At 62.5% G+C, this 21058-nt stretch carries 19 protein-coding genes; 14 read left to right on the forward strand and 5 right to left on the reverse strand.

Translation table 11 applies throughout. The features are described 5' to 3' along the window. Positions 1-35 precede the first annotated feature (35 nt). Positions 36-665 carry an acyl carrier protein phosphodiesterase gene (locus V9T28_RS02460; protein ID WP_116400616.1) on the forward strand — a complete coding sequence of 210 codons (630 nt, stop codon included), beginning with the start codon at positions 36-38 and terminating at the stop codon, positions 663-665. Here the strand turns inward: V9T28_RS02460 and V9T28_RS02465 are convergent. Continuing rightward, positions 647-1468 (reverse strand): carbon-nitrogen hydrolase family protein, encoded by an 822-nt coding sequence (locus tag V9T28_RS02465; protein WP_116400617.1) that lies wholly within the window; start codon positions 1466-1468, stop codon positions 647-649. The two genes, V9T28_RS02460 and V9T28_RS02465, sit on opposite strands and share 19 nt — an antisense overlap. Before the next feature lie 183 nt (positions 1469-1651). On the opposite strand from V9T28_RS02465, the gene V9T28_RS02470 reads away from it, so the two are divergent. The 5 genes from V9T28_RS02470 (at position 1652) to purU (ending at position 7874) form a co-directional block, all read left to right on the forward strand. Continuing rightward, positions 1652-2902: a sarcosine oxidase subunit beta family protein gene (locus tag V9T28_RS02470; protein ID WP_116400618.1), complete on the forward strand. Its 1251-nt coding sequence runs from the start codon at positions 1652-1654 to the stop codon at positions 2900-2902. Between the two features lie 15 nt (positions 2903-2917). Then, positions 2918-3184 carry a sarcosine oxidase subunit delta gene (locus V9T28_RS02475; RefSeq protein ID WP_116400619.1) on the forward strand — a complete coding sequence of 89 codons (267 nt, stop codon included), beginning with the start codon at positions 2918-2920 and terminating at the stop codon, positions 3182-3184. 208 nt (positions 3185-3392) lie between these two features. After that, positions 3393-6362: a sarcosine oxidase subunit alpha family protein gene (locus V9T28_RS02480; protein WP_116400620.1), complete on the forward strand. Its 2970-nt coding sequence runs from the start codon at positions 3393-3395 to the stop codon at positions 6360-6362. A 1-nt stretch (position 6363) separates the two neighbouring features. Further along, positions 6364-6966 carry a sarcosine oxidase subunit gamma gene (locus V9T28_RS02485; RefSeq protein ID WP_245424085.1) on the forward strand — a complete coding sequence of 201 codons (603 nt, stop codon included), beginning with the start codon at positions 6364-6366 and terminating at the stop codon, positions 6964-6966. 47 nt (positions 6967-7013) lie between these two features. Beyond that, complete coding sequence (gene purU, locus V9T28_RS02490; protein ID WP_116400622.1) at positions 7014-7874, forward strand: formyltetrahydrofolate deformylase; 861 nt, start codon at positions 7014-7016, stop codon at positions 7872-7874. Between the two features lie 152 nt (positions 7875-8026). Here purU and V9T28_RS02495 read toward each other — a convergent pair whose 3' ends face one another. Further along, the gene (locus V9T28_RS02495) at positions 8027-9262 is read right to left on the reverse strand and encodes a ubiquinone biosynthesis hydroxylase (protein ID WP_116400623.1); all 1236 of its coding nucleotides are present in this window, start codon (positions 9260-9262) and stop codon (positions 8027-8029) included. Between the two features lie 229 nt (positions 9263-9491). On the opposite strand from V9T28_RS02495, the gene V9T28_RS02500 reads away from it, so the two are divergent. The 8 genes from V9T28_RS02500 (at position 9492) to V9T28_RS02535 (ending at position 19181) form a co-directional block, all read left to right on the forward strand. Beyond that, positions 9492-9863 (forward strand): VOC family protein, encoded by a 372-nt coding sequence (locus V9T28_RS02500; protein WP_116400625.1) that lies wholly within the window; start codon positions 9492-9494, stop codon positions 9861-9863. Positions 9864-9929: 66 nt separating this feature from the next. Beyond that, positions 9930-10796 (forward strand): acyl-CoA thioesterase II, encoded by an 867-nt coding sequence (gene tesB / locus V9T28_RS02505; RefSeq protein WP_116400767.1) that lies wholly within the window; start codon positions 9930-9932, stop codon positions 10794-10796. Between the two features lie 334 nt (positions 10797-11130). Further along, on the forward strand, positions 11131-11469 hold the full coding sequence (locus tag V9T28_RS02510) for a P-II family nitrogen regulator (RefSeq protein WP_116400626.1): 339 nt from the start codon (positions 11131-11133) through the stop codon (positions 11467-11469). A gap of 86 nt (positions 11470-11555) precedes the next feature. Beyond that, complete coding sequence (locus tag V9T28_RS02515) at positions 11556-13022, forward strand: ammonium transporter (protein ID WP_245424086.1); 1467 nt, start codon at positions 11556-11558, stop codon at positions 13020-13022. Between the two features lie 142 nt (positions 13023-13164). Further along, the gene (locus V9T28_RS02520) at positions 13165-14622 is read left to right on the forward strand and encodes a hypothetical protein (RefSeq protein ID WP_116400628.1); all 1458 of its coding nucleotides are present in this window, start codon (positions 13165-13167) and stop codon (positions 14620-14622) included. A gap of 21 nt (positions 14623-14643) precedes the next feature. Further along, positions 14644-15567: a LysR family transcriptional regulator gene (locus tag V9T28_RS02525; RefSeq protein WP_158554786.1), complete on the forward strand. Its 924-nt coding sequence runs from the start codon at positions 14644-14646 to the stop codon at positions 15565-15567. Between the two features lie 103 nt (positions 15568-15670). Beyond that, positions 15671-18394 (forward strand): DNA translocase FtsK, encoded by a 2724-nt coding sequence (locus V9T28_RS02530; protein ID WP_116400630.1) that lies wholly within the window; start codon positions 15671-15673, stop codon positions 18392-18394. Between the two features lie 124 nt (positions 18395-18518). Continuing rightward, positions 18519-19181 carry a LolA family protein gene (locus tag V9T28_RS02535; protein WP_210210411.1) on the forward strand — a complete coding sequence of 221 codons (663 nt, stop codon included), beginning with the start codon at positions 18519-18521 and terminating at the stop codon, positions 19179-19181. A gap of 40 nt (positions 19182-19221) precedes the next feature. Here V9T28_RS02535 and V9T28_RS02540 read toward each other — a convergent pair whose 3' ends face one another. The 3 genes from V9T28_RS02540 to V9T28_RS02550 all read right to left on the reverse strand — a co-directional run bounded on the left by V9T28_RS02540 (position 19222) and on the right by V9T28_RS02550 (position 20943). Next, positions 19222-19473, reverse strand: a complete 252-nt coding sequence (locus V9T28_RS02540) for a BQ00720 family protein (protein ID WP_116400632.1) — start codon at positions 19471-19473, stop codon at positions 19222-19224. 48 nt (positions 19474-19521) lie between these two features. Then, the gene (locus tag V9T28_RS02545; protein WP_116400633.1) at positions 19522-19950 is read right to left on the reverse strand and encodes an Hsp20 family protein; all 429 of its coding nucleotides are present in this window, start codon (positions 19948-19950) and stop codon (positions 19522-19524) included. Between the two features lie 96 nt (positions 19951-20046). After that, complete coding sequence (locus tag V9T28_RS02550) at positions 20047-20943, reverse strand: sugar phosphate isomerase/epimerase family protein (protein ID WP_116400634.1); 897 nt, start codon at positions 20941-20943, stop codon at positions 20047-20049. Positions 20944-21058: the final 115 nt, after the last annotated feature.

Here is a 21058-nt window from a genome sequence, read left to right on the forward strand (position 1 = left end):
CATGTTTCGTTGATGACGGTTGAAGCCTTTCGAAAATGAATTATCTCGCGCATTTCGTGCTCGCCAATCCGCAAGGCCCCGCGCGCCTCGGCGCATTGATCGGCGATTTTCTTAAAGGCGACGTAACGGGGCTTTATGCCCGCGACATCGAGATCGAAATCATCCTGCACCGGCGCATCGACAGTTGGACCGACGGTCATACCTTTCCGCGCGCGACAAAACGCCTGTTTCCCGAACCGCAGCGCCGCTTCGCGCCGATCCTGCTCGACATCTATTGGGATCACCTTTTGATCCGGCATTGGCCGTTGCTTGCGCATACGCCGTTCGAGGAATTCGTGGACGAAACCTATGACTTGCTGTTGCGGCATCGGGCGCTTTTGCCGCACGGATTACGCGACAGCATCGGCGCAATGGTCAACGGCCGTTTCCTGCATTCCTGTCGGGATATGGAGGGCGTCGCGCGGTCCGTTGAGCGTCTCGCGCGCCGCTGGCGTTACGGTTCGAAATTGCTGGCAGCGGCACCGAACCTGCACGATTTGCCGGCGGACATCAGCGATGCGTTTCCCGCTTTCTTTACCGAACTCAAGGATTATGTCGCCATCGAGCGCGCGGCGCTGCAAAGCGCCAGGAGCCCGCGGCCCGAGATTCAAGCAAATTCCACTTGATGCTGCGCCACCGGGATCATTGCGCGCACCTTGCGCACGCGATCGAGATCGATGCGGCCGGAAACGACACCCGTGCCGTCTGATGCACGCGCCACCACCAGGCCCCACGGATCGGCGATCAAGGAATGACCATAGGTTTGGCGCACTTCATTGCCCTGCATGAATTGGCCCGTTTGCGCCGCGGCGCAGAAATAGGTTTCGGTTTCGATCGCACGGGCGCGGGCCAACACTTCCCAATGGTCCTTGCCCGTCTGCATGGTGAATGCGGCGGGCAGGGCGATCATGTCGGCGCCTTTGCGCGCGAGGGCCTGGAACAGGGCCGGAAAGCGGATGTCGTAGCAAATGGAGCAGCCTACGGTGACGCCTTCGCACTCATAGGTCACGACCGCGTCGCCGGGTTTGATCGTGGTACTTTCCTTATATTCCTGGCCGTCCGGCGTCGTGACATCGAACATGTGGATCTTGCGATAACGCGCGATGTCCTCTCCGTTCCGGTTGAACACGACGGTCGTGTTGCTGATCCGGCTCTCGCCCGGAATCTTTTCCAGGATCGAGCCGGCGTGAATGAATACGCCGTGCGTTTTCGCAAGTTTCTGCATCAGGCTGTAGGCGGGACCGCCGGGCAGCACTTCGGCGGCGGCGAATTTCTCCTCGCGCGAGCCGCCGAGAAAATCGAACACTTCAGGCAGGCAGATCCAATCGGGCCGCTCTTCCTGTACCGCCTTTTCGATGAGGGTCTTGGCCTGGGCCAGATTGGCGGTCTTGTCGTTGCCGGAGTTCATCTGGATGAGGGAGATTTTCATGCAATGGCTCGTTCGTTGCTGCGTTGAGGCATCATCGCATCGCTGCGGCGCGGCGTCCATGGCGCCGCAGCCATGCGAAAACCTCGACCGATGGGACAAAATATTAGATAGCGGGGCCGCTTGAGCCTGACACCCTTTGGGCCCTATCATCACGCGAATAGAGCGTGAGCGGCGAGGGCTATTTTGCATTATTCGATATTTTCCGTGCTCAGTCAGGCCTTTAAGGGTCAGACCGGCTGGACTCCCGCGTGGCGCGACCCAGCTCCCAAGGCGGAATATGACTGTGTGATCGTCGGCGGCGGCGGCCATGGTCTGGCGACCGCCTATTATCTCGCCAAGAATCACGGGCTGACCAATATTGCGGTGCTGGAAAAGGGCTGGCTCGGCTCCGGCAATATCGGCCGCAACACCACGATCGTGCGCTCCAACTACGGTTTGCAGGGCAATACGCCGTTCTACGAATGGTCGCTCAAACTCTGGGAAGGGCTGGAGCAGGATCTCAACTACAACGCAATGATGAGCCAGCGCGGTGTCCTGAATCTCGTGCATTCGGACTCGCAGCGAGATGCGGCGATCCGGCGCGGCAACACGATGCGCATCAACGGCGTCGACGGCGAATATCTGACCGTTGATCAGATCAAGCCGATGCTGCCGTTCCTCAATTTCAACCATTTGCGCTTCCCCATTCAGGGCGGTTTGCTGCAGCGCCGGGGCGGCACCGCGCGGCACGATGCGGTCGCCTGGGGCTTTGCCCGCGCCGCGGACCAGCGCGGCGTCGATATCATTCAGAATTGCGAAGTCACCGGCATTCGCGTCGAGGAGGGCAAGGTCGTCGGCGTCGATACGGTCAGGGGCTTCATCAAGGCGAAAAAGGTCGCGCTGGCCACGGCCGGCAATTCGGGTCGTGTCGCCGCGCTCGCCGGGCTTAAATTGCCGATCGAAAGCCATGCGCTGCAGGCATTTGTTTCCGAGGGGCTGAAGCCGTTCATTCCCAATGTCGTGACCTTCGGCGCCGGCCATTTCTACATCAGCCAGTCGGACAAAGGCGGCCTCGTGTTCGGTGCCGATATCGAGGGCTACAATTCCTATGCCCAGCGCGGCAATCTGCCGATCGTCGAGGATGTGCTCGAAGAAGGCGTGTCGATGATTCCGGCCATGTCGCGGGTGCGGGTCCTGCGCTCCTGGGGCGGCGTGATGGATATGTCGATGGACGGTTCTCCCATCATCGGCAAGACACCGATCGGTGGCCTCTATCTCAACGGTGGCTGGTGCATCGGCGGCTTCAAGGCGACGCCGGGTTCGGGTTGGTGTTTCGCCCATACGATCGCCAATGACGAGCCGCATCCGCTCGTTGCGAAATATCGCCTCGACCGCTTCGCCACCGGCGACCTCATAGACGAACGCGGCGTCGGCGCCTTCGCTTACGCTCAATAGGTTAGGCCCAAATCCATGCGGATCACTTGTCCTCATTGCGGCGCGCGCAGCCATCAGGAATTCACCTATTTCGGTGATGCCGATGTGGCGCGTCCGAATACAGCACTCGATGCGCCGCTCGACGGCGACGTGCTCGAAGACTGGATGAATTATGTGTACCTGCGCAAGAACAGCCCCGGCGAACATCGCGAATATTGGCTGCATTCGGCAGCATGCCGCGCCCTTCTCGTCGTCACCCGCAACGTGACGACGCATGAGATTTTGAAGGTGGAAGCGGCATGAGAAAAGCGACAAACCACGCCGCGCGAATCCTTCTCCCAGAGGGAGAAGGTGGCGCGAAGCGACGGATGAGGGGACCCAGCTTCATCTTTAGCTGCATTCTTGCCGAGGCCAATCTCGCGAGGGTGTCCCCTCATCCGTCACGCTTCGCGTGCCACCTTCTCCCTGTGGGAGAAGGGATGGCGCTCTCGTTTTCGTAAGGGACAGACGCATGTCTCAGGTTTTCCGTCTCCCGCAGGGCGGTTTGATCGACCGCAATCAAACGCTGAATTTCACCTTCGACGGCCAGTCCTATCAGGGTTTTGCCGGCGATACGCTGGCCTCCGCCCTCCTTGCCAATGGCGTGTCGCTCGTCGGCCGCTCGTTCAAATACCACCGTCCGCGTGGCATTCTGTCGGCGGGGCCGGAAGAGCCCAATGCGCTCGTCGAATTGCGCGAAGGCGCGCGGCGCGAACCCAATACGCGTGCGACCGTCGCCGAATTGTTCGACGGCCTTGTGGCACAGAGCCAGAACCGCTGGCCGTCGCTGCGCTATGATCTTCTGTCGGTCAATTCGCTACTCTCGCCGTTCCTCGGCGCGGGCTTCTACTATAAGACCTTCATGTGGCCGGCCTCCTTCTGGGAGAAGGTTTACGAGCCGCTGATCCGTCGCGCCGCCGGTCTCGGCAAGCCGCCGGAAGCGCCAGATCCCGACCAATATGAAAAGGCCCATGCCTTTTGCGACGTGCTGGTGATCGGCGCGGGACCCGCCGGCCTCATGGCGGCGCTTGCCGCCGCGCGCACCGGCGCCCGCGTCATTCTGTGCGAAGAGGATTTCGCGCTTGGCGGCCGTCTCCTGTCCGAGACCCGGACCATCGACGGCAAGCCGGCGTTCGACTGGGTGCGTACAGTGGAAGCGGAACTCGCCGCGATGCCGGATGTGCGGATTTTCAAACGCACCTGCGTCTTCGGCGTGTACGATCACGGCACCTATGGCGCGATCGAGCGGGTCAACGATCATGTCCTCGCGCCGCCGGAGCATGAGGTGCGGCAGCGCTCCTGGCGCATCGTTGCCAAACGAGCCGTCCTGGCGGCGGGCGCGATCGAGCGGCCACTGGTATTCGGCGACAATGACCGCCCCGGCGTCATGCTGGCGGGTGCGGCACGAACCTATCTGAACCGCTATGCCGTCAAGCCGGGTCGCGTCGCCGCTGTCTTCGCGAACAACGACGATGCCCTGCGCACCGTTGGCGATTTGCACGCAGCCGGCGTCGACGTTGCCGCCGTCATCGACCCGCGTGTCGATATGGTGCAGGGCCGTCTCGCGGCGGAAAAGGCCGGTGCGCGTTTCGTGCAGGGCGCCGTGACCCGGGCGACAGGCGGCCAGCGCGTGCAAGGCGTCGAGGTGCTCGGCGCCGATGGCCAGACAACCAGCATCGCTTGTGACTTCCTCGCCATGTCCGGCGGTTGGAGCCCGAGCGTGCATCTCACCTCCCATCTCGGCGGCAAGCCGACTTGGAACGATGCGCTCGCGGCCTTCGTGCCGGGGAGCTTGCCGACCGGTTTGAGCGTCGCCGGTGCCGCCATGGGCGATTTCGCGCTTGCCGCTTGTTTCGCCGATGGCCTGCGCCTCGGCCAGGACGCCGCCAGCGCCGCCGGATTTGCGGCCAAGACGGTGGTCATTCCGGCGGTCGACGCGGAATCGACGGCGATCACGCCGGTGTGGCGGGTGAAAGGATCGAAGGGCAAAAGCTTCATCGACTATCAGAACGACGTGACCGACAAGGACGTCGAAATCGCCAAGCGCGAGGGCTTTCGCGCCGTCGAGCATTTGAAGCGTTATACGACGCTCGGCATGGCGACCGATCAGGGCAAGACCGCCAATGTCAACGGCCTCGCGATCATGGCCGAACTGACGCAAAAATCGATTCCGGAGACTGGCACGACCCGTTTTCGCTCTCCCTATACGCCGGTCGCGGCGGGGGCGCTGGCCGGCGGCCATCATGGCATGCACTACAAGCCCACGCGTTTGACGCCTTCGCATCGATGGGCGACGGAACTCGGCGCGGTCTTCGTCGAGGCGGGCTTATGGATGCGCGCGCAATATTTTCCGCAAGCCGGCGACAAGAGCTGGCTCGACGCCTGTATCCGCGAGACCAAGGGCGTGCGCGAGCGTGTCGGCGTGTGCGACGTGTCGACGCTCGGCAAGATCGATATTCAGGGGCCTGATGCCGGCGTGTTTCTCGACCGGCTCTACACCAACCAATTCTCGACGCTCGGGATCGGCAAGGTGCGTTATGGCTTAATGCTGCGTGAAGACGGGTTCGTCATGGACGACGGCACGACCGCGCGCTTTGGCCAGAACCGCTATTTCATGACGACCACCACCAACAATGCGGTGAAGGTCTTCCAGCACATGGATTTCTGCCATCAAGCTTTGTGGCCGGAGCTCGATGTGCACTTCGTTTCGGCCACTGAGCAATGGGCGCAATTCTCGATCGCCGGTCCGCATGCGCGCGATGTGCTGCGCGGCGTCGTCGATGCTGAGCACGACCTGTCCAACGAAGCTTTCCCCTATATGGCCTGCGGGGAAATGACGGCGCTCGGCGGCCTGCCGGCGCGCGTCTATCGCATCTCGTTCTCAGGCGAAATGGCCTATGAGATCGGCATGCCTGCGCGTTATGGCGATGCACTGATCCGCGCAATCATGGCGGCGGGCAAAGCCTATGGCATCACGCCCTATGGCATCGAAGCGCTGGTCGCGATGCGGATCGAGAAGGGGCATCTCGGCGGCGGCGAACTCGATGGCCGCACGACGGCGGCGGACCTCGGCCTCGGCAAGATGATGTCGAAGAAGAAGGATTTCATCGGCCGCGCACTCGCGGGGCGGACCGGCCTCACGCAAAATCGCCAGGTGTTCGTGGGCCTGAAGCCGGTCGATAAGCTGCAGACGGCCAGCGCCGGGGCGCATCTCTTTCCACGCACCGCCGCCACGGCGCCGGAGAACGACCAGGGCCATGTGACATCGGCCGGCTATTCGCCGTCGCTCGGCCAGTGGATCGCGCTCGGCCTCATCGCGCGCGGCACCGAGCGTTACGGCGAAATCGTGTTGGCGCATGACCCGATCCGCGGCCGCGACGTGCTGGTCGAGATCTGCTCACCCCACTTCCTCGATCCAGAAGGAACTTTGCTGCGTGTCTGAGATGGTCAAGGAGCGCTCGGCGCTGGCCCTGGAACTGCGCCCTGGAACGTTCGGTAAAGCGGCCGCCGAACCGGGCCTCATTGCGGTGGAAATTACCGGCGTCTCGCTCGCGAGCGTCCTTGCCTTCAAGGGCAGGGAGCCGGACGTGGCCGCGCTGGTGCGCGAGAAACTGGGACTGGATCTGCCGCAGGCGGGCAAGTTCGTCACCGATGGCGCGGTCAGCATCAGTTGGACTGGGCCGGGCCAATGGCTCGTCGCCATCGCTGATATGCCCGCCGGCCGGATCGAGGGGCATCTTGGATTCCTGAGCGGCGTCGCGGCGCTGAGCGAGCAGAGTGACGCGCGGGGTATGGTCCAGCTTTCCGGCCCCCGGGTGCGGGACGTGCTGGCCAAGGGCGTGATGCTCGACCTGCATCCGCGCGCCTTTCAAACCGGCGATGTGGCCCAGACCCCGATCGGCGGCATTGGCGTGCAAATCGCCCAGATCGACGACGCGCCAACCTACGAAATCTCCTTCGCCCGGTCCTTTGCCGGCTCTATTGTGCACTGGTTAGCCGAATCTGCGTCGGAATTTGGATATCGCGTCGATCCGGCCCGGGGTTAATTTCACACAGGCCTCAAGTTCCACACGTCGCAACCGCGAGAAGGTTCATGTCAACTGAACAGAATATTTTGACGCTCTCCTGCCCGAACCGCCCCGGCATCGTCTCCGCGGTTTCGACCCATTTGTTCCAGCATGGCTGCAACATTCAGGACGCCCAGCAATTCGACGACCCGGAGACGGATTCCTTCTTCATGCGGGTCGTCTTCAACGCGGTGGGCGACGACAACCTGAAGCAGGTGAAGGGCGATTTCGGCGCCATCGCCGATGAGCTGAAAATGAAATGGACGATGCGTCCGCGCGCGCAGAAGAAACGGGTGATGATCCTCGTTTCGAAATTCGACCATTGCCTCGTCGATATTCTGTACCGCTGGCGCCTCGGCGAGCTGCCGATGGATATCACCGCCATCGTTTCGAACTATCCGCGCGAGCAGCACCCGCAGCTCGACACGATGGGGCTGCCCTACCATCACCTGCCCATCACCAAGCAGACCAAGATGGAGCAGGAAGCGCAGATCTGGGATCTCATCCAGTCGACCAAAAGCGATCTGATCGTGCTGGCCCGCTACATGCAAATTCTGTCCGACGGTTTTTCGGCCAAGCTCAATGGCCGGTGCATCAACATCCACCACTCGTTCCTGCCGGGTTTCAAGGGCGCAAGTCCCTATACCCAGGCGCATACGCGCGGCGTGAAGCTGATCGGCGCGACGGCGCATTATGTGACCGGCGATCTCGATGAAGGTCCGATCATCGAACAAGACGTCGAGCGCATCAGCCACCGCGACACGCCCGACGATCTCGTGCGCAAGGGCCGCGACATCGAGCGGCGCGTGCTCTCGCGCGCCATTGCCCACCACCTGGAAGATCGCGTGCTGATGAACGGCCGCAAGACGGTGGTATTTGCGGGGTAGTACCCCGTCATTGCGAGCGAAGCGAAGCAATCCATCTCCCAACCTGAATTGCTTTTCGCTCCTCGCAGCGGCCTGATAGCTGAAACACCTTCACGGGAGGGAGATGGATTGCGTCGTCGCTTTGCTCCTCGCAATGACGGAATGACGTCTCTTTAAATCATCTCGCCTTGAAAGAGCTTCGGCGCGGCCCCCGTGAGGCCCGCCGCTTCCTTGATGAAAAAATCTTTCAGCGGCGGCATGCGGTCGACGAGGCCGAGGCCGAGATCGCGCACGAGCCGCAGCGGCGCGATGTCGTTAGAGAACAGGCGATTCAACGCATCCATGGTCATGCCGTTGACCAGCGTGTCGAAGCGGCGGGCCTGCTGATAGGTTTGCAGCACCGCTTCGTCGCCCGGGTCGAGGCCGAGATGCACCTGTGCCGCAATCGCTTCCGCCAGAATCGCGACATCGCGCAACCCGAGATTGATGCCTTGCCCGGCGAGCGGATGGACGACATGTGCCGCATCGCCGATCAGGGCGAGACGCTTGGCGATGAACTTGCGCGCCATTTTCGATTCCAGCGGCCACGCGCGGGGTTGGTCGATCACTTCAATCTCACCGAGCCGCAGGCCGAACCGCTGTTCGAGTTCGCCATGAAAGCCCGCTTTGTCGAGGCGGACCAGAGCGTCGGCATCGGCGCTGCTTTCCGTCCACACGATGGAAGATAAGAGGCCGCGGCCCGCTTCGTCCTTCAAGGGCAGGATCGCGAAGGGACCGGCGGGGAGAAAATGTTCTTCCGCCCGGCCCTCATGGTCGCGCTCATGGCGGATCGTCGCGACGATACCGGATTGGTGGTGGTCCCAGCCGATCGTCGTGATGGCGGCGGCGTCGCGCAATTTCGAGCGGGCGCCATCGGCTGCCACGACGAGACGCGCTTTGGCCTCCGTTCCGGCCGCGTCGCGGACACAGGCGAAAGCACCACGCGCTTCATAGGCGACACAGGCCCGGGCATTCGTCTCGACGCCAAGCGCGGCGCAGGCCTCGCTCAGGGCAGCAACGAGGTCGTCATTGTAGATCATGTGCGCGAAGGGCTCGCCGGGCGTCAGTTCGCCGCCGAAATTGAGATAGACCGGCCGTACCGGATCCTCGGTGCGCGAGTCGGTGACGATCATGTCCATGATCGGCTGCGCGCGATGTTCGATCGTCTGCCAGACGCCAAGGTCCTGCAGCATCCGCCGCGGGCCGGCCGCGATGGCGGAGGCGCGCCCGCTATATTTGCGCGGCGCATTGACGCCCGGATCGCAGACCAGCACCGAGAGCGCAGCGCCGAAATTCCGTTTCAGCACCGCGGCGAGGCTCAAGCCCGCCATGCCGCCGCCGGAAATCAGAATATCGTGCATCTCAGGCATGGTTCGCCTCATCTCGTTGTCAGGTTCGCTTCTAGAGCATTTTGCGTTCTTTCAGAATCGCAAAATGCTCTACTTCTTTGTTTTGTCGCATTTTCTTAATCGAAAACTCGTGCAACTTTTCTGGAAAATGCTCCGAGCCAACATCGGCCGCTGCGCCAGCGAGGCTCCTGACATCTCATGACATTTGCCGGGATTATACCGGGTCTGGTTCCGACGAACGGAGATCACCATGCCAGACCTTAGCTATGTTTTGCTCTATGTCGACAATCCAGCGGCGAGCGCCGCCTTTTATGGCGACCTGCTCGGCCAGCAACCTGTTGAGCTCTCTCCGACATTTGCGCTGTTCGTCATCAAGCCGGGCTTGAAGCTCGGTCTGTGGTCGCGCCACACGGTCGAGCCGGCCGCCGCCGGCGCGCGGGGCGGCGCTGTCGAGCTTGCCCTGACGGTCGAGGACCGGGCCGCGGTCGATGCGACATATGCCGAGTGGAAAAAGCGCGGCCTGCCGATTCTGCAGGAGCCCGAACTGATGGATTTCGGCTATACGTTCACGGCGGCCGATCCGGACGGCCACCGCCTGCGCGTGTTCGTGCTGATTGGTTGAGGCGAGACTTGACGGCGGGGTCTGCGGGCGGCAGGTATGTTTACATATGAACAGGATTCCGCCCGCATGAGCCAGGCCGTCGCCGACCTTCTTGCCATCCTCGATCTCGAACGGATCGAGCAAAATATTTTCCGCGGCTCCAGCCCGCAGGTCGGCTGGCAGCGCGTTTTCGGCGGCCTCGTGATTTCCCAGGCCCTGGTCGCGGCGGCGCGGACGGTCGAGGGCCGCGCGCCGCATTCGCTGCACGGCTATTTCATCCTGCCGGGCGATCCGAGCATTCCGATTGTCTACGAGGTCGACCGGATTCGCGACGGCACGAGCTTCGCCACCCGCCGCTGCGTCGCGATTCAGCGCGGACGGGCGATTTTTTCGCTGTCGGCCTCCTTCCAGATCGAGGAAGAGGGTCTGTCGCATCAATTTGCCATGCCGGACGTGCCCGATCCCGAGACTTTGCTGAGCGATCGGGACGTTTTCGAGAAATTCGGGGCGCAAATGCCGCCGGCGGTGCGCTCTTATTTCAAGCGTGAACGGCCGATCGAGCTGCGCCCCGTCGATTGGATGCGCTACCTCAACCGCAAGCCGACGGAACCGGCTCAGAATATCTGGATGAAAGCCTCCGGCCCTTTGCCGGACGATCCGGCCGTGCATCGGGCGGTGCTCGCTTACCTGTCGGACATGACCTTGCTCGATGCCGCCATGGTCACCCATGGCCGAACGGTCTTCGATCCGACCCTGCAGGTGGCGAGTCTTGACCATGCGCTCTGGTTTCATCGCCCCTTCCGGGCCGACGAATGGCTCCTGTACAGCCAGGACAGTCCCTGGACCGGCGGCGCGCGCGGCCTGACCCGCGGCCTGATTTACGCGCGTGACGGGGCCTTGGTGGCATCGGTGGCACAAGAAGGCTTGATCCGGCCGCGCGACGCCAAAGCCTGATGGCGGTTGCGTGCCGCCTCAAATCGGGGCAGGCCTAACGTGAAAGGGGTAGACAGGACTCTGCTCTGCTCAAATATTAGGCATTTATTTTTGAAAACGATTTCAGCATTTGCCTAAATTTTAATCATACTCGCTGCGACGCAGCAAAATCCCGGCCGAGTCGCCGCGGAATCCCAGATTTTCCCATTTCGACGGCGTTTGGCACGGCACTTGTTAGGAAGTTCCGAGGGGGCTGGCGCGTGCCGTTCGCGGTGATGGGTTCAGCAGTTCCAAACCGGCTCGTCCGGCCGCAATCCAGCGGTGCGAGAGCCAGAGCTTTAAGGGACCAAACGACATGAAAATCGTGATGGCGATCATTAAGCCGTTCAAACTCGAGGAGGTCCGCGACGCGCTGACCGCCATCGGCGTTCACGGCCTGACCGTGACCGAGGTAAAGGGGTACGGACGGCAAAAGGGGCATACCGAAATCTATCGCGGCGCCGAATATGCCGTGAGCTTCTTGCCGAAATTGAAAATCGAAGTCGCGGTGGCGGCGTCCCTGGTCGATCAGGTGGTCGAGGCGATTAGCGCCACCGCCCGCACCGGCCAGATCGGCGACGGCAAAATTTTCGTCACCCCGCTCGAACAGGCGATCCGCATCCGCACCGGCGAAAAAGACGCCGACGCCCTGTAAGCGCCATCAAGGATTTCACAAGGAGTTCACTCATGAAGTTGCTTTCACTGAAAGGCGGGTTGCTAACGGCCTTGGCGCTGACCGCCATGACGGCTGTGGCCTATGCCCAGGACGCCGCGCCGGCAGCCGCCGCTGCAGCGCCTGCCGCGCCCGCACTCGTGCCGAATCCGGGCGATACCGCTTGGATGCTCACCTCCAGCGCGCTCGTGCTGATGATGTCGATCCCCGGCCTCGCCCTCTTCTACGGCGGCCTGGTGCGCACCAAGAACATGCTGTCGATTCTGACCCAAGTCTTCGCCATCGTGTCGCTCGTCGGCGTGCTGTGGGCCGTCTATGGCTATTCGATGTCGCTTGGCGATACCGGTCCTGGCACCGGTTTGTTCGGAATCCCGGCAGCCTATCTCGGCGGCTTCGGCAAGGTCTTCCTGAAGGGCGTCGACGCAAACGCGACCTTCTCGACCTTCACGCCGGGCCACGTCATTCCGGAACTCGCCTATATGGTGTTCCAGATGACCTTCGCCATGATTACTCCGGCGCTGATCATCGGCTCCTTCGCCGAGCGCATCAAATTCTCGGCGATGCTGCTGTTCATGTTCCTGTGGGTGACGTTCATCTACTTCCCGATCGCCCATTGGGTCTGGGCTTCGGCCGATGCGAATCTGCTCACGGCTGCAGCTAAGGAACTTGCTGCTGCGACCACCGACGCCGCCAAGAAGGTCGCTCAGGACAAGATCGACGCGCTCAACAACAGCGCCGGTTGGCTGGCGGCTGCCGGAGCGCTGGATTTTGCCGGCGGCACCGTCGTGCATATCAACGCTGGTATCGCTGGTATGGTCGGTTGCTTGATCATCGGCAAGCGTGTCGGCTATCCGAAAGAGGCTATGCCGCCCCATTCGCTCACCATGACGATGATCGGCGCTTCGCTCCTCTGGGTTGGTTGGTTCGGCTTCAATGCCGGCTCGAACCTCGAGGCCAATGGCACGACGGCACTCGCTTTCGTCAACACGATGGTCGCAACCGCTGCGGCGGCGCTCTCCTGGCTGTTCGTCGAATGGATCGTCAAGGGCAAGCCCTCGCTGCTCGGCATGGTGTCGGGCGCAGTTGCGGGTCTCGTCGCGGTGACGCCGGCTTCGGGCTTTGCCGGTCCGATGGGTTCGATCGTGCTCGGTCTGATGGTCAGCCCGATCTGCTTCTTCTTCGTCGCTTTCGTGAAGAATTGGATCGGCTATGACGACGCGCTCGACGTGTTCGGCGTGCACTGCATCGGCGGCATCACCGGCGCGATCATGACCGGTATCCTGGTCAACACCGCGCTCGGCGGCGTCGGCCTCACCGACTACACCAACCTGAAAGACATGACGGCTCCGTACGACATGGTGACGCAGTTGATCGCACAATTTAAGGCGGTCGGCTCGACCCTCATCTGGTCCGGCGTCGGTTCGGCGATCCTGTACTACATCGTCGACTTCACCATCGGCCTGCGTCCGGCTCCGGATGCGGAGCGCGAAGGCCTCGACGTCTCGGATCACGGCGAACGCGCTTACAACTATTGATCTTATGGGAGGCGGGCTTGCCCGCTTCCTTCCCTCCCGACTTAACTCAAGGCGCTCTCTTATCGGGGAGCGCCTTTTTTCTGTCGCCTTCGAATGGCTTCTCCTCCATAAGATGCACGGGCCGTGGCGGAGAGAGTCGATCGTGAAGCGCAAATCCAAAATCCTGGCCGCGACAATGATCCTGGCCTGCGGCGCCGCACCGCTGCGGGCTCAGACCTCTGCCGAAGACGCACAGAAGCTGCAAGCGGCTTACGAAACCTATCTCGGTAAGCCCGACGTCATTGCTCTCACGCCGGATGGTGACGCATACCGGGCGCAGCTCGATCTCAAAAAGCTGTTTGCACCGTTCAACGTTTATGGATTCTCGCTCGACGCCGCGCCGATGACCTGGACGGTCAAGCGCCAGGCCGATGGCTCGCTTCTCGAAACGATCGACCAGATGCCCGACCTGCATTGGCGCACGCCGCTGGAGAGCGCCGACCTACATGTCGAATCCCTGCACGCGACGTATATTCTGGACGCTGCTTTGCCATGGCTTCGCGAGTCGCAGGGCACCGCGGGCAAGGTGATCGAGGATGCTTCCGCCGGCGCGACACAGCAGACGCACACCGAGGCTGCCCAAGTGGAGTTCCGGCAGACGGCAACGGCAGAAGCGCCCGGCGTTGTCACCAGTATCGAGCAGTACCAGAGCGGTCCCGTGCATCAGCACGGGATGATTGCACTTGCTGCCGGCGAGCCGTCACCGATCGGAATCACGATCGATGCGGCAAAGTGCGGCGGGACGAGGAAAACGACTGGGCTGCAGGCGCAAAAGCTGCTCGATATCTGGACGTGGCTCGTCGCGCACCCTAGCCGCGAGACGATCGCGGCGCATCAGGACGAACTGAAAGAATTGATTCGTAAGGCTTCGCCGGTCTTCGCGCATGCCGATCGTGCGAGCGCGTGGCAGGATGTGAAAATCGCGACGCCTTACGGCACGCTCGTTGCGGCAAAAGCCGATCTCGATATTGCTGCCGACGGCATCATCCGCGACGGTACGGTGCATGCGCAGCTCGCGCTGCACGACGCCTCTTTGTCGAAAGCTTCGTTGCCGGCCTGGGTCGGCAATCTTGTGCCGAAAGAGGTGAGCCTCGACGCGACTCTATCCGGTTATGATGCGCCGAAAGCGATGGACGTGGCTTTGAATGCGGCGAATTTTGCGGCGCAGCCGGTCCTTTCTCCCGATGCACAGACGCAGGTCTGGAAAGCGCTCGTACCGGGAGGCCATTTGCAATTGGTCCTCGGTCCGAGCCATCTCAAATCATCCTTGCTCGATGTGGAAATCGAAGGGACATTGAATGTCACCGCCGGTCCGCCGGATGGCGCGCTCGTCGTGAAGGCAAAAGGCGTCGCAGACCTGCTCAAGGCGATGAGCGCGGGGCCGCAGGATCATCTCGCGCAGCAAATCATGCTCGGCCTGATTTTCGTGAAAGGCTATGCGCAGACGCAAGGCGACGGCACGCTCGTGTGGCATGTCGCTTTCGGCACTGCCGGCGTCACGGTCAATGGCAACAGGCTGAAGAGCTTGACCCCGGCAGCGCCGCGCTTTCAATTGAAGTGAGCGATTTTTCGGCGGCAGATGATGCGGCACATTCCATGGGACGGGTTTCAGCTGTTTTTGACGATCGCGGAGGCACGCAGCCTGCGCGAGGCCGCCGTCAAGCTCAAAATCAGCGCCGCCACGGTCAGCCGCCGACTGGAAGCGCTCGAACAGCAGATCGGCGCGCCCTTGTTCGAGCGCCTGCCGGGGACGTTGCGGCTGCTCCCGCTCGGCGAGGCGCTCCTGCCCGAGGCCGCGGCGATGCGCGAACGGGCGGATGCGCTCAACCGGCTGATCGGGGTGCGGGATGCGTTCGATCAGGGGCCGGTGGTGGTTACGACGACGGCGTCCGTCGCGCTCTTCCTCGCGCGACATCTCCTCGAACTCCACGCGGCCTGCGCGCCGGTCGGAATCGAACTTTCCGCCAGCCGCCAGATTCTCAATCTGGCGCGGCGGGAGGCGGATATCGCCTTGCGCTTGCGCCGCCCGCCGGCGGAAGGCGACCTGCGGGTCAAGCGGGTTAGCCAGATGACCAGCGCGCTCTATGCCGCGAAATCCTATCTCGCGCAGGAACGTTGGCGCGGAGGCGAAGACGACGTCCGTCGCCTCGCCTTTTTTGCCGTCGGCCAGGAACCGGAGCGCTCGCAGCGCGCGGCCTGGCTACGCGCGGTGATGGGGACCAAAAGGCCGCTTGCCCAGATCGACGAATTGCACCTACGCCTCGAAGCGGTGCGGCAGGGCGGTGCCGCCGCCCTGTTGCCCTGCTGGATCGGCGAGAGCGACCCGGATCTGACGTGCGTCGGCGGGCGGGATGCGCCCTTCCGCGAGGATATTTATCTGATTTTTCACAATGATTTGGCACAAAATCCACGCGTGCGGCGGGCAGCGGCGGCGATCTCCGATCTGTTGAAGCGCCGCGCCGCGGATCTCGCGGGTCCGGCCGGCGCCAATTTGGGCCGGTCTTAAACCGCTATTAACTCTGACTCCCTAGCTTGACCCTGAGACATTCCGTACCGCCGGCTTCGGGGGGTTGCGAGCGATCGGCGCCGTTGGGCGCGACAGGTGGGGCATGCGCGTTCAACATTTTTCGACCCTTGATTATCTGCCGGAGGCCCTGCGCGATTTCCTGCGCCGCCGTTTCTCGGAATTTTTTGGCGTCGGCCTGCTCGTCCTCACCGGTGCCCTGGCGGTCGCGCTCGTGACCTGGTCGGCGCATGATCCAAGCTTCAATCACGCCGTCGACCGGCCGGTCCGTAACCTGCTCGGCCATCCGGGCGCGATCGTCGCCGATATTGTCACTCAGCTTGTCGGCCTGTCCTCGGTGGCCCTGATCACCCCGATGGCGTTCTGGGGCTGGATTTTGATGAGCTATCGCCGCTTGCCCAACCTGCGCGTGCGGCTCGTATGCTGGCTCATCGGCTGCGCCGCTGCCGCCGGTTTTGCCTCGCTCCTGCCGGTCACGGACCGTTGGCCGTTGCCGACCGGCCTTGGCGGCGTCGTGGGCGATGCGATTCTCGCGCTGCCGCGCAAGATTGCCGGCGGGTCCGGCCTGATGATGGCCCTGACAGCCATCGCGTTGGCGGCCATCGCGATTCTGGCCCTCTCGGCCGCCGCGCGGGTCGGCCAGATGGCGCCGAGCCCGGATGACGATTTCGACGACATGCCGATGCCGGCGCCGAAAAAATCGGCGCGGCAGGTGACGCATGAGGAGGATGATGCGGAAGGCGAGCCGGGCCTTGGGTTGATTTCCGCCGGTGCGCTCATTCATGCCGCCTTGATGACCAAGGCTGCTTTGGCCCGCCAGATCCGCGCCTGGAAAAACCGTCCGAAGTCCGAGGCGCGGCCGGATCGCGCGCCCTGGCTCTATACACGCGGGCTCGACGCGCCGGAGGATGAGAATCAGGGCTTTGCCGGTCCGGTCGATTTTGCCGGCCGCCGCGAACCTGGGTTTGCGTCGCGCGCAACCGCGCCTCAGCCGCTCGCGCCCGTCGCATCGGTGCCGGATCCGCTGGCGCCCGCTTATTTCGACCCGAACGCCTATGCCGGCGATCAGGCTTTCGCGCCCCAGCCGGTTCCCTCTATGGCGCAGCCTGCCCAGCGCCAGCCGGCGCAAGCCTACGCGCCGGCAGCGACGCCGATGCTGCAGGGCGATTTCGATCCGCCGCCCTCGCAGCGCGTGACGCCGGCGCAGCCGAGCCTCAAGGCCGGCAAACGCGTGGTCCGCGAGGCGCAGCCATCGTTCCTCGATCGCGGCGAATATCAACTGCCGCCGCTGCACATGCTGAGCGAGCCGAAGAAGTTGAATGTCACGACGATTTCGGAAGATGCGCTGGAGCAGAATGCGCGGCTGCTGGAAGGTGTGCTCGACGATTTCAGCGTCCGGGGCGAGATTATCCAGGTTCGCCCCGGCCCCGTCGTGACGCTCTATGAACTCGAGCCGGCGCCGGGCATCAAATCCTCGCGCGTGATCGGTCTTGCCGACGACATCGCCCGCTCGATGAGCGCGATCTCGGCGCGTGTCGCGGTCGTGTCGGGGCGCAATGCCATCGGCATCGAATTGCCGAACGCCAAGCGCGAGACCGTCTATTTGCGCGAACTTCTGGCATCTGAGGATTTCGAGAAGAGCAAGCACAAACTGGCGATCGCGCTTGGCAAGACGATCGGCGGCGAACCGGTGATCGTCGATCTCGCCAAAATGCCGCATCTCCTGGTCGCCGGTACGACGGGTTCGGGCAAATCGGTCGCCATCAACACGATGATCCTGTCGCTGCTCTACCGTCTGAAGCCGGAAGAATGCCGGCTGATCATGGTCGATCCGAAAATGCTGGAACTCTCTGTCTACGAGGGCATTCCGCATCTTCTCACCCCGGTCGTGACCGACGTGAAGAAAGCCGTCGTGGCCCTGAAATGGGCCGTGCGCGAGATGGAGGATCGCTACAAGAAGATGGCCAAGGTCGGTGTGCGCAACATCGACAATTTCAATCAGCGCGTCGCGGAGGCCAAAGCCAAGGGCGAGGTCATCACCCGCACGGTGCAGACCGGATTCGATCGCGAAACGGGCGAGGCGATCTACGAACACGAGGAGATGGATCTCTCCGTCCTGCCCTATATCGTCGTGATCGTCGACGAAATGGCCGACATGATGATCCAGGTCGGCAAGGAGGTCGAAGGGACGATCCAGCGTCTCGCGCAAATGGCGCGCGCCGCCGGCATCCATCTCATCATGGCGACCCAGCGTCCGTCGGTGGACGTGGTGACGGGAACGATCAAGGCGAATTTCCCGACCCGCATTTCCTTCCAGGTCACGTCGAAGATCGATAGCCGCACGATTCTGGGCGAGCAGGGGGCAGAGCAGCTCCTGGGGCAGGGCGACATGCTCTACATGGCCGGCGGCGGGCGCATCTCGCGCGTGCACGGGCCGTTCGTCTCGGATCAGGAAGTCGAAAAGATCGTCGCGCATCTCAAAACCCAAGGCCAGCCCGATTATCTCGACGCGATCACCGCCGACGACGAGCTGGGCGAGGACGGCGCCGCGCCGGCGCCCGGGTCGATGGATGCGGAGGAATCCGGCGATCTTTACGACCGCGCCGTCGCCATCGTGCTGCGCGACAAGAAGTGCTCGACCAGCTACGTCCAGCGCCGTCTCTCGATCGGCTACAACAAGGCCGCCTCGCTCGTCGAGCGCATGGAGCAGGAAGGCGTCGTCGGCCCGGCCAATCATGCCGGCAAGCGCGAGATCCTCGTCGGAGGCGGCATTGACCGCGGCGCGTTCGATTTGGGCGCCGACGAGTGAGATTTCGTCCCAGTCTTGCCACATCGAGTGGCTAACGCTCTAAATGACTTTGGATGTTTCAAGACTGATCTGGCCGATGTTCCGACGCGCCCTCGTTATCTTATCCCTGTTGAGCCTCTGCGCATTGAGCGGTGCAGCCTTGGCGCAGCAAAACGCGCCCCTCAAGCTCATCCCACAAAAGCCGGCGCAGCAGGCGAAGCCGCCAGCGGCGAAGCCCGCGCCGGCCGCGCCCGTGTCGGCGAACGACATCATCGACAAGGCCAATGAAAGCCTCAATTCGATCACGACGCTGACGGCGGATTTCACCCAACTCGGGGCTGGCGGCGACCGGCTCGAGGGCAGGCTTCTCCTGCAGCGGCCGGGCCGTCTGCGCTTTGAATACCAGCCGCCGTCGAAACAATCGATCGTCGCCGACGGCACGACCTTGGCGATGTACGACCTCAAGGTGAAGCAGCAGCCGGACAAATTGTTCATCAGTCAGACGCCGCTCAAATTCATCCTCGCCGATCACGTCGATCTGGGTCGCGATTTCAAAGTGGTGAAGGTAGAGAGCACGGCGAAAAATGCGGCCGTCACGGTCGAAGACACGATTACCGGCACCGGAACCTACCGGATCAAATTGCTGTTCGATCCGTCGACCTTCGCCTTGAAACAATGGATCATCACGGATCCGCAGGGCTATGAAACGGTAGTCTCGCTGTTCAACGTGGATCAGCTCACGCCGATCGATGCCGAGGAGTTCCGCATTGAGCCGAAGGGACTGCTCGATTTTTGGAAAAAAAATTGATTCCCTCTCCCGCGGAGCGGGAGAGGGGCACACAGCGGCATCAATGCACGCTCACCGTCTGCAGTTCATGTTCCCAGGCATTGGCGATGGCGGCATCCTTGGAATCCGTCACCAGGATCGGCGTGCCGTCGGCCGAGAGCAGGGCGAACAATTGCACGCCGGGCCGAATCGCGGGAGCTTGCGGGAAGAGGCGGGTGAGATCTTCGGATTTCATCGCCTTCACATAGGCAACAGCGCCGCCGCCAAGCTGAGCCAGCTGCTCTTGCGTCATGGGGGAAACTTTGTTGATCATTGTATACTCCTTCGCGGCTCCTCATGAGCCCGCTGTGACGGTGCTGACTTAGTCACGCACCGCGATGTCGATCTTCTTGATGATCCGCTGCGGCTCCGGCCGCACGAGGTCCACCGAAAGAAGGCCGTTGACGAGATCGGCACCCAAAACCTGCATGCCTTCGGCCAGCAGGAACGCGCGCTGAAACTGCCGTGCCGCAATGCCGCGATGCAGGAACTGCCGGGTCTTGTCGTCCTGCTGGCGTCCGCGGATGACGAGCTGGCGCTCCTCGACCGTGATCTCCAATTGATCCTGCGTGAAACCGGCCACCGCCAGCGTGATGCGCAGGCGCTCGGGCTGATCTTCGGTTCGGGTGAGGCGCTCGATATTGTAGGGCGGATATCCGTCGCTGGTCGCCTTGGCAACTTGGTCCAAGGCCCGCTCGATATCATCAAAGCCGATCAGAAACGGCGAATTGAACACTGGCATGCGCGACATGACGAAGCCCTCTCAGGCGCCTCGGATAGTTCGGAACCCAGAATGGCATTCCGGCGGAACCCCGCAGGCCGAATATGGCGAGGCGCGAGGGTGGATTCAAGGGGTGCTCTGCGCCTTGGTCATAACGCTCCGGACGGCGTCGACACATTCCGGTGCCTCGTCGGCAAAATAGCGGTCGTTGAGCTCGATATTGAACAGGGCCTGGCGCGGAAACCGGCATTTTTTCGCCAGATCCGCCCAGGGAATCGAGCCACGACCAACGGTCAGATGGAGGTCGCCCGCGCCAAATGCGAGCCGTTCGGACTCGGAATAATAATACTCGTCGCGGTCCGGCCTGCCGAAGGAATCGTGCATATGCACGTGGTCGGCAAAGGGGGCGAGAGCCGCGGCTTCCTCGAGGAAATTTGCGCCAAGCTGGGTCGCGTGAATATAGCCGTGGCTGACATCGAATGTGGCGCGCACCTGCGGGTGGTTCACCGCCGCAAGCTCGCCGGCGAGTTCGCCCATCGAGGCCGTTGCGGTCAAATCGCTCCAAAGAAACAGATTTTCGACGCAGACGACCATCTGACGCGCCCTGGCCTCGTCCCCGCATCGCGCAAGATAGTCCCGTTGGCGGGCGTGGCCGTCCGCAACGCTGACGCCGGTTGCGGGACGGAAAATCGCTGTGTGAATCACCGCATGCACGGCGCCGGCTTCCGCTGCCAGATCGAGGCTGGCGCGAAAGACATCGAAATGGAGCGGCAAGCGCTCCGACGCGTCGCCGAAATTGATCGACAGGGGCAGATGGGTGGAAAAGCCATACGGACGGTTGCGGCACGCTTCCAGCAGCCGGCGGCAGGCCAGCGGCCGGCGTTTGGCGCCCGCCAGCAGATCGAGCCAGTAGAAGGGCAATTCCACGCTGTCGAGACCGAGCTTGTCGAGCTTGTCCATTTGAGCGGCGAGGCCGGAAACATCCGGCGGGCCAGAAGGAGAGGTGAAGCCAATGCGAAACATCTTTTTCCTTGAAACTTGCGCGTATGAATCAGACCATGACTAGCGCGCGGAGCAATCGGTCGAGCTATTTTATCGTGACTTTTGCCGTCATTGCGAACCGCACTTGCGCGGGTTC

Source organism: Methylovirgula sp. 4M-Z18 (assembly GCF_037890675.1).
Lineage (GTDB): Bacteria > Pseudomonadota > Alphaproteobacteria > Rhizobiales > Beijerinckiaceae > 4M-Z18.

Coding starts and splice junctions, on each gene's coding strand:
- V9T28_RS02460 (WP_116400616.1), top strand. CDS start 36: ATGAATTATCTCGCGCATTTCGTGCTCGCCAATCCGCAAGGCCCCGCG.
- V9T28_RS02465 (WP_116400617.1), bottom strand. CDS start 1,468: ATGAAAATCTCCCTCATCCAGATGAACTCCGGCAACGACAAGACCGCC.
- V9T28_RS02475 (WP_116400619.1), top strand. CDS start 2,918: ATGCGGATCACTTGTCCTCATTGCGGCGCGCGCAGCCATCAGGAATTC.
- V9T28_RS02480 (WP_116400620.1), top strand. CDS start 3,393: ATGTCTCAGGTTTTCCGTCTCCCGCAGGGCGGTTTGATCGACCGCAAT.
- V9T28_RS02485 (WP_245424085.1), top strand. CDS start 6,364: ATGGTCAAGGAGCGCTCGGCGCTGGCCCTGGAACTGCGCCCTGGAACG.
- purU (WP_116400622.1), top strand. CDS start 7,014: ATGTCAACTGAACAGAATATTTTGACGCTCTCCTGCCCGAACCGCCCC.
- V9T28_RS02495 (WP_116400623.1), bottom strand. CDS start 9,262: ATGCCTGAGATGCACGATATTCTGATTTCCGGCGGCGGCATGGCGGGC.
- V9T28_RS02500 (WP_116400625.1), top strand. CDS start 9,492: ATGCCAGACCTTAGCTATGTTTTGCTCTATGTCGACAATCCAGCGGCG.
- tesB (WP_116400767.1), top strand. CDS start 9,930: ATGAGCCAGGCCGTCGCCGACCTTCTTGCCATCCTCGATCTCGAACGG.
- V9T28_RS02510 (WP_116400626.1), top strand. CDS start 11,131: ATGAAAATCGTGATGGCGATCATTAAGCCGTTCAAACTCGAGGAGGTC.
- V9T28_RS02515 (WP_245424086.1), top strand. CDS start 11,556: ATGACGGCTGTGGCCTATGCCCAGGACGCCGCGCCGGCAGCCGCCGCT.
- V9T28_RS02525 (WP_158554786.1), top strand. CDS start 14,644: ATGCGGCACATTCCATGGGACGGGTTTCAGCTGTTTTTGACGATCGCG.
- V9T28_RS02530 (WP_116400630.1), top strand. CDS start 15,671: ATGCGCGTTCAACATTTTTCGACCCTTGATTATCTGCCGGAGGCCCTG.
- V9T28_RS02540 (WP_116400632.1), bottom strand. CDS start 19,473: ATGATCAACAAAGTTTCCCCCATGACGCAAGAGCAGCTGGCTCAGCTT.
- V9T28_RS02545 (WP_116400633.1), bottom strand. CDS start 19,950: ATGTCGCGCATGCCAGTGTTCAATTCGCCGTTTCTGATCGGCTTTGAT.
- V9T28_RS02550 (WP_116400634.1), bottom strand. CDS start 20,943: ATGTTTCGCATTGGCTTCACCTCTCCTTCTGGCCCGCCGGATGTTTCC.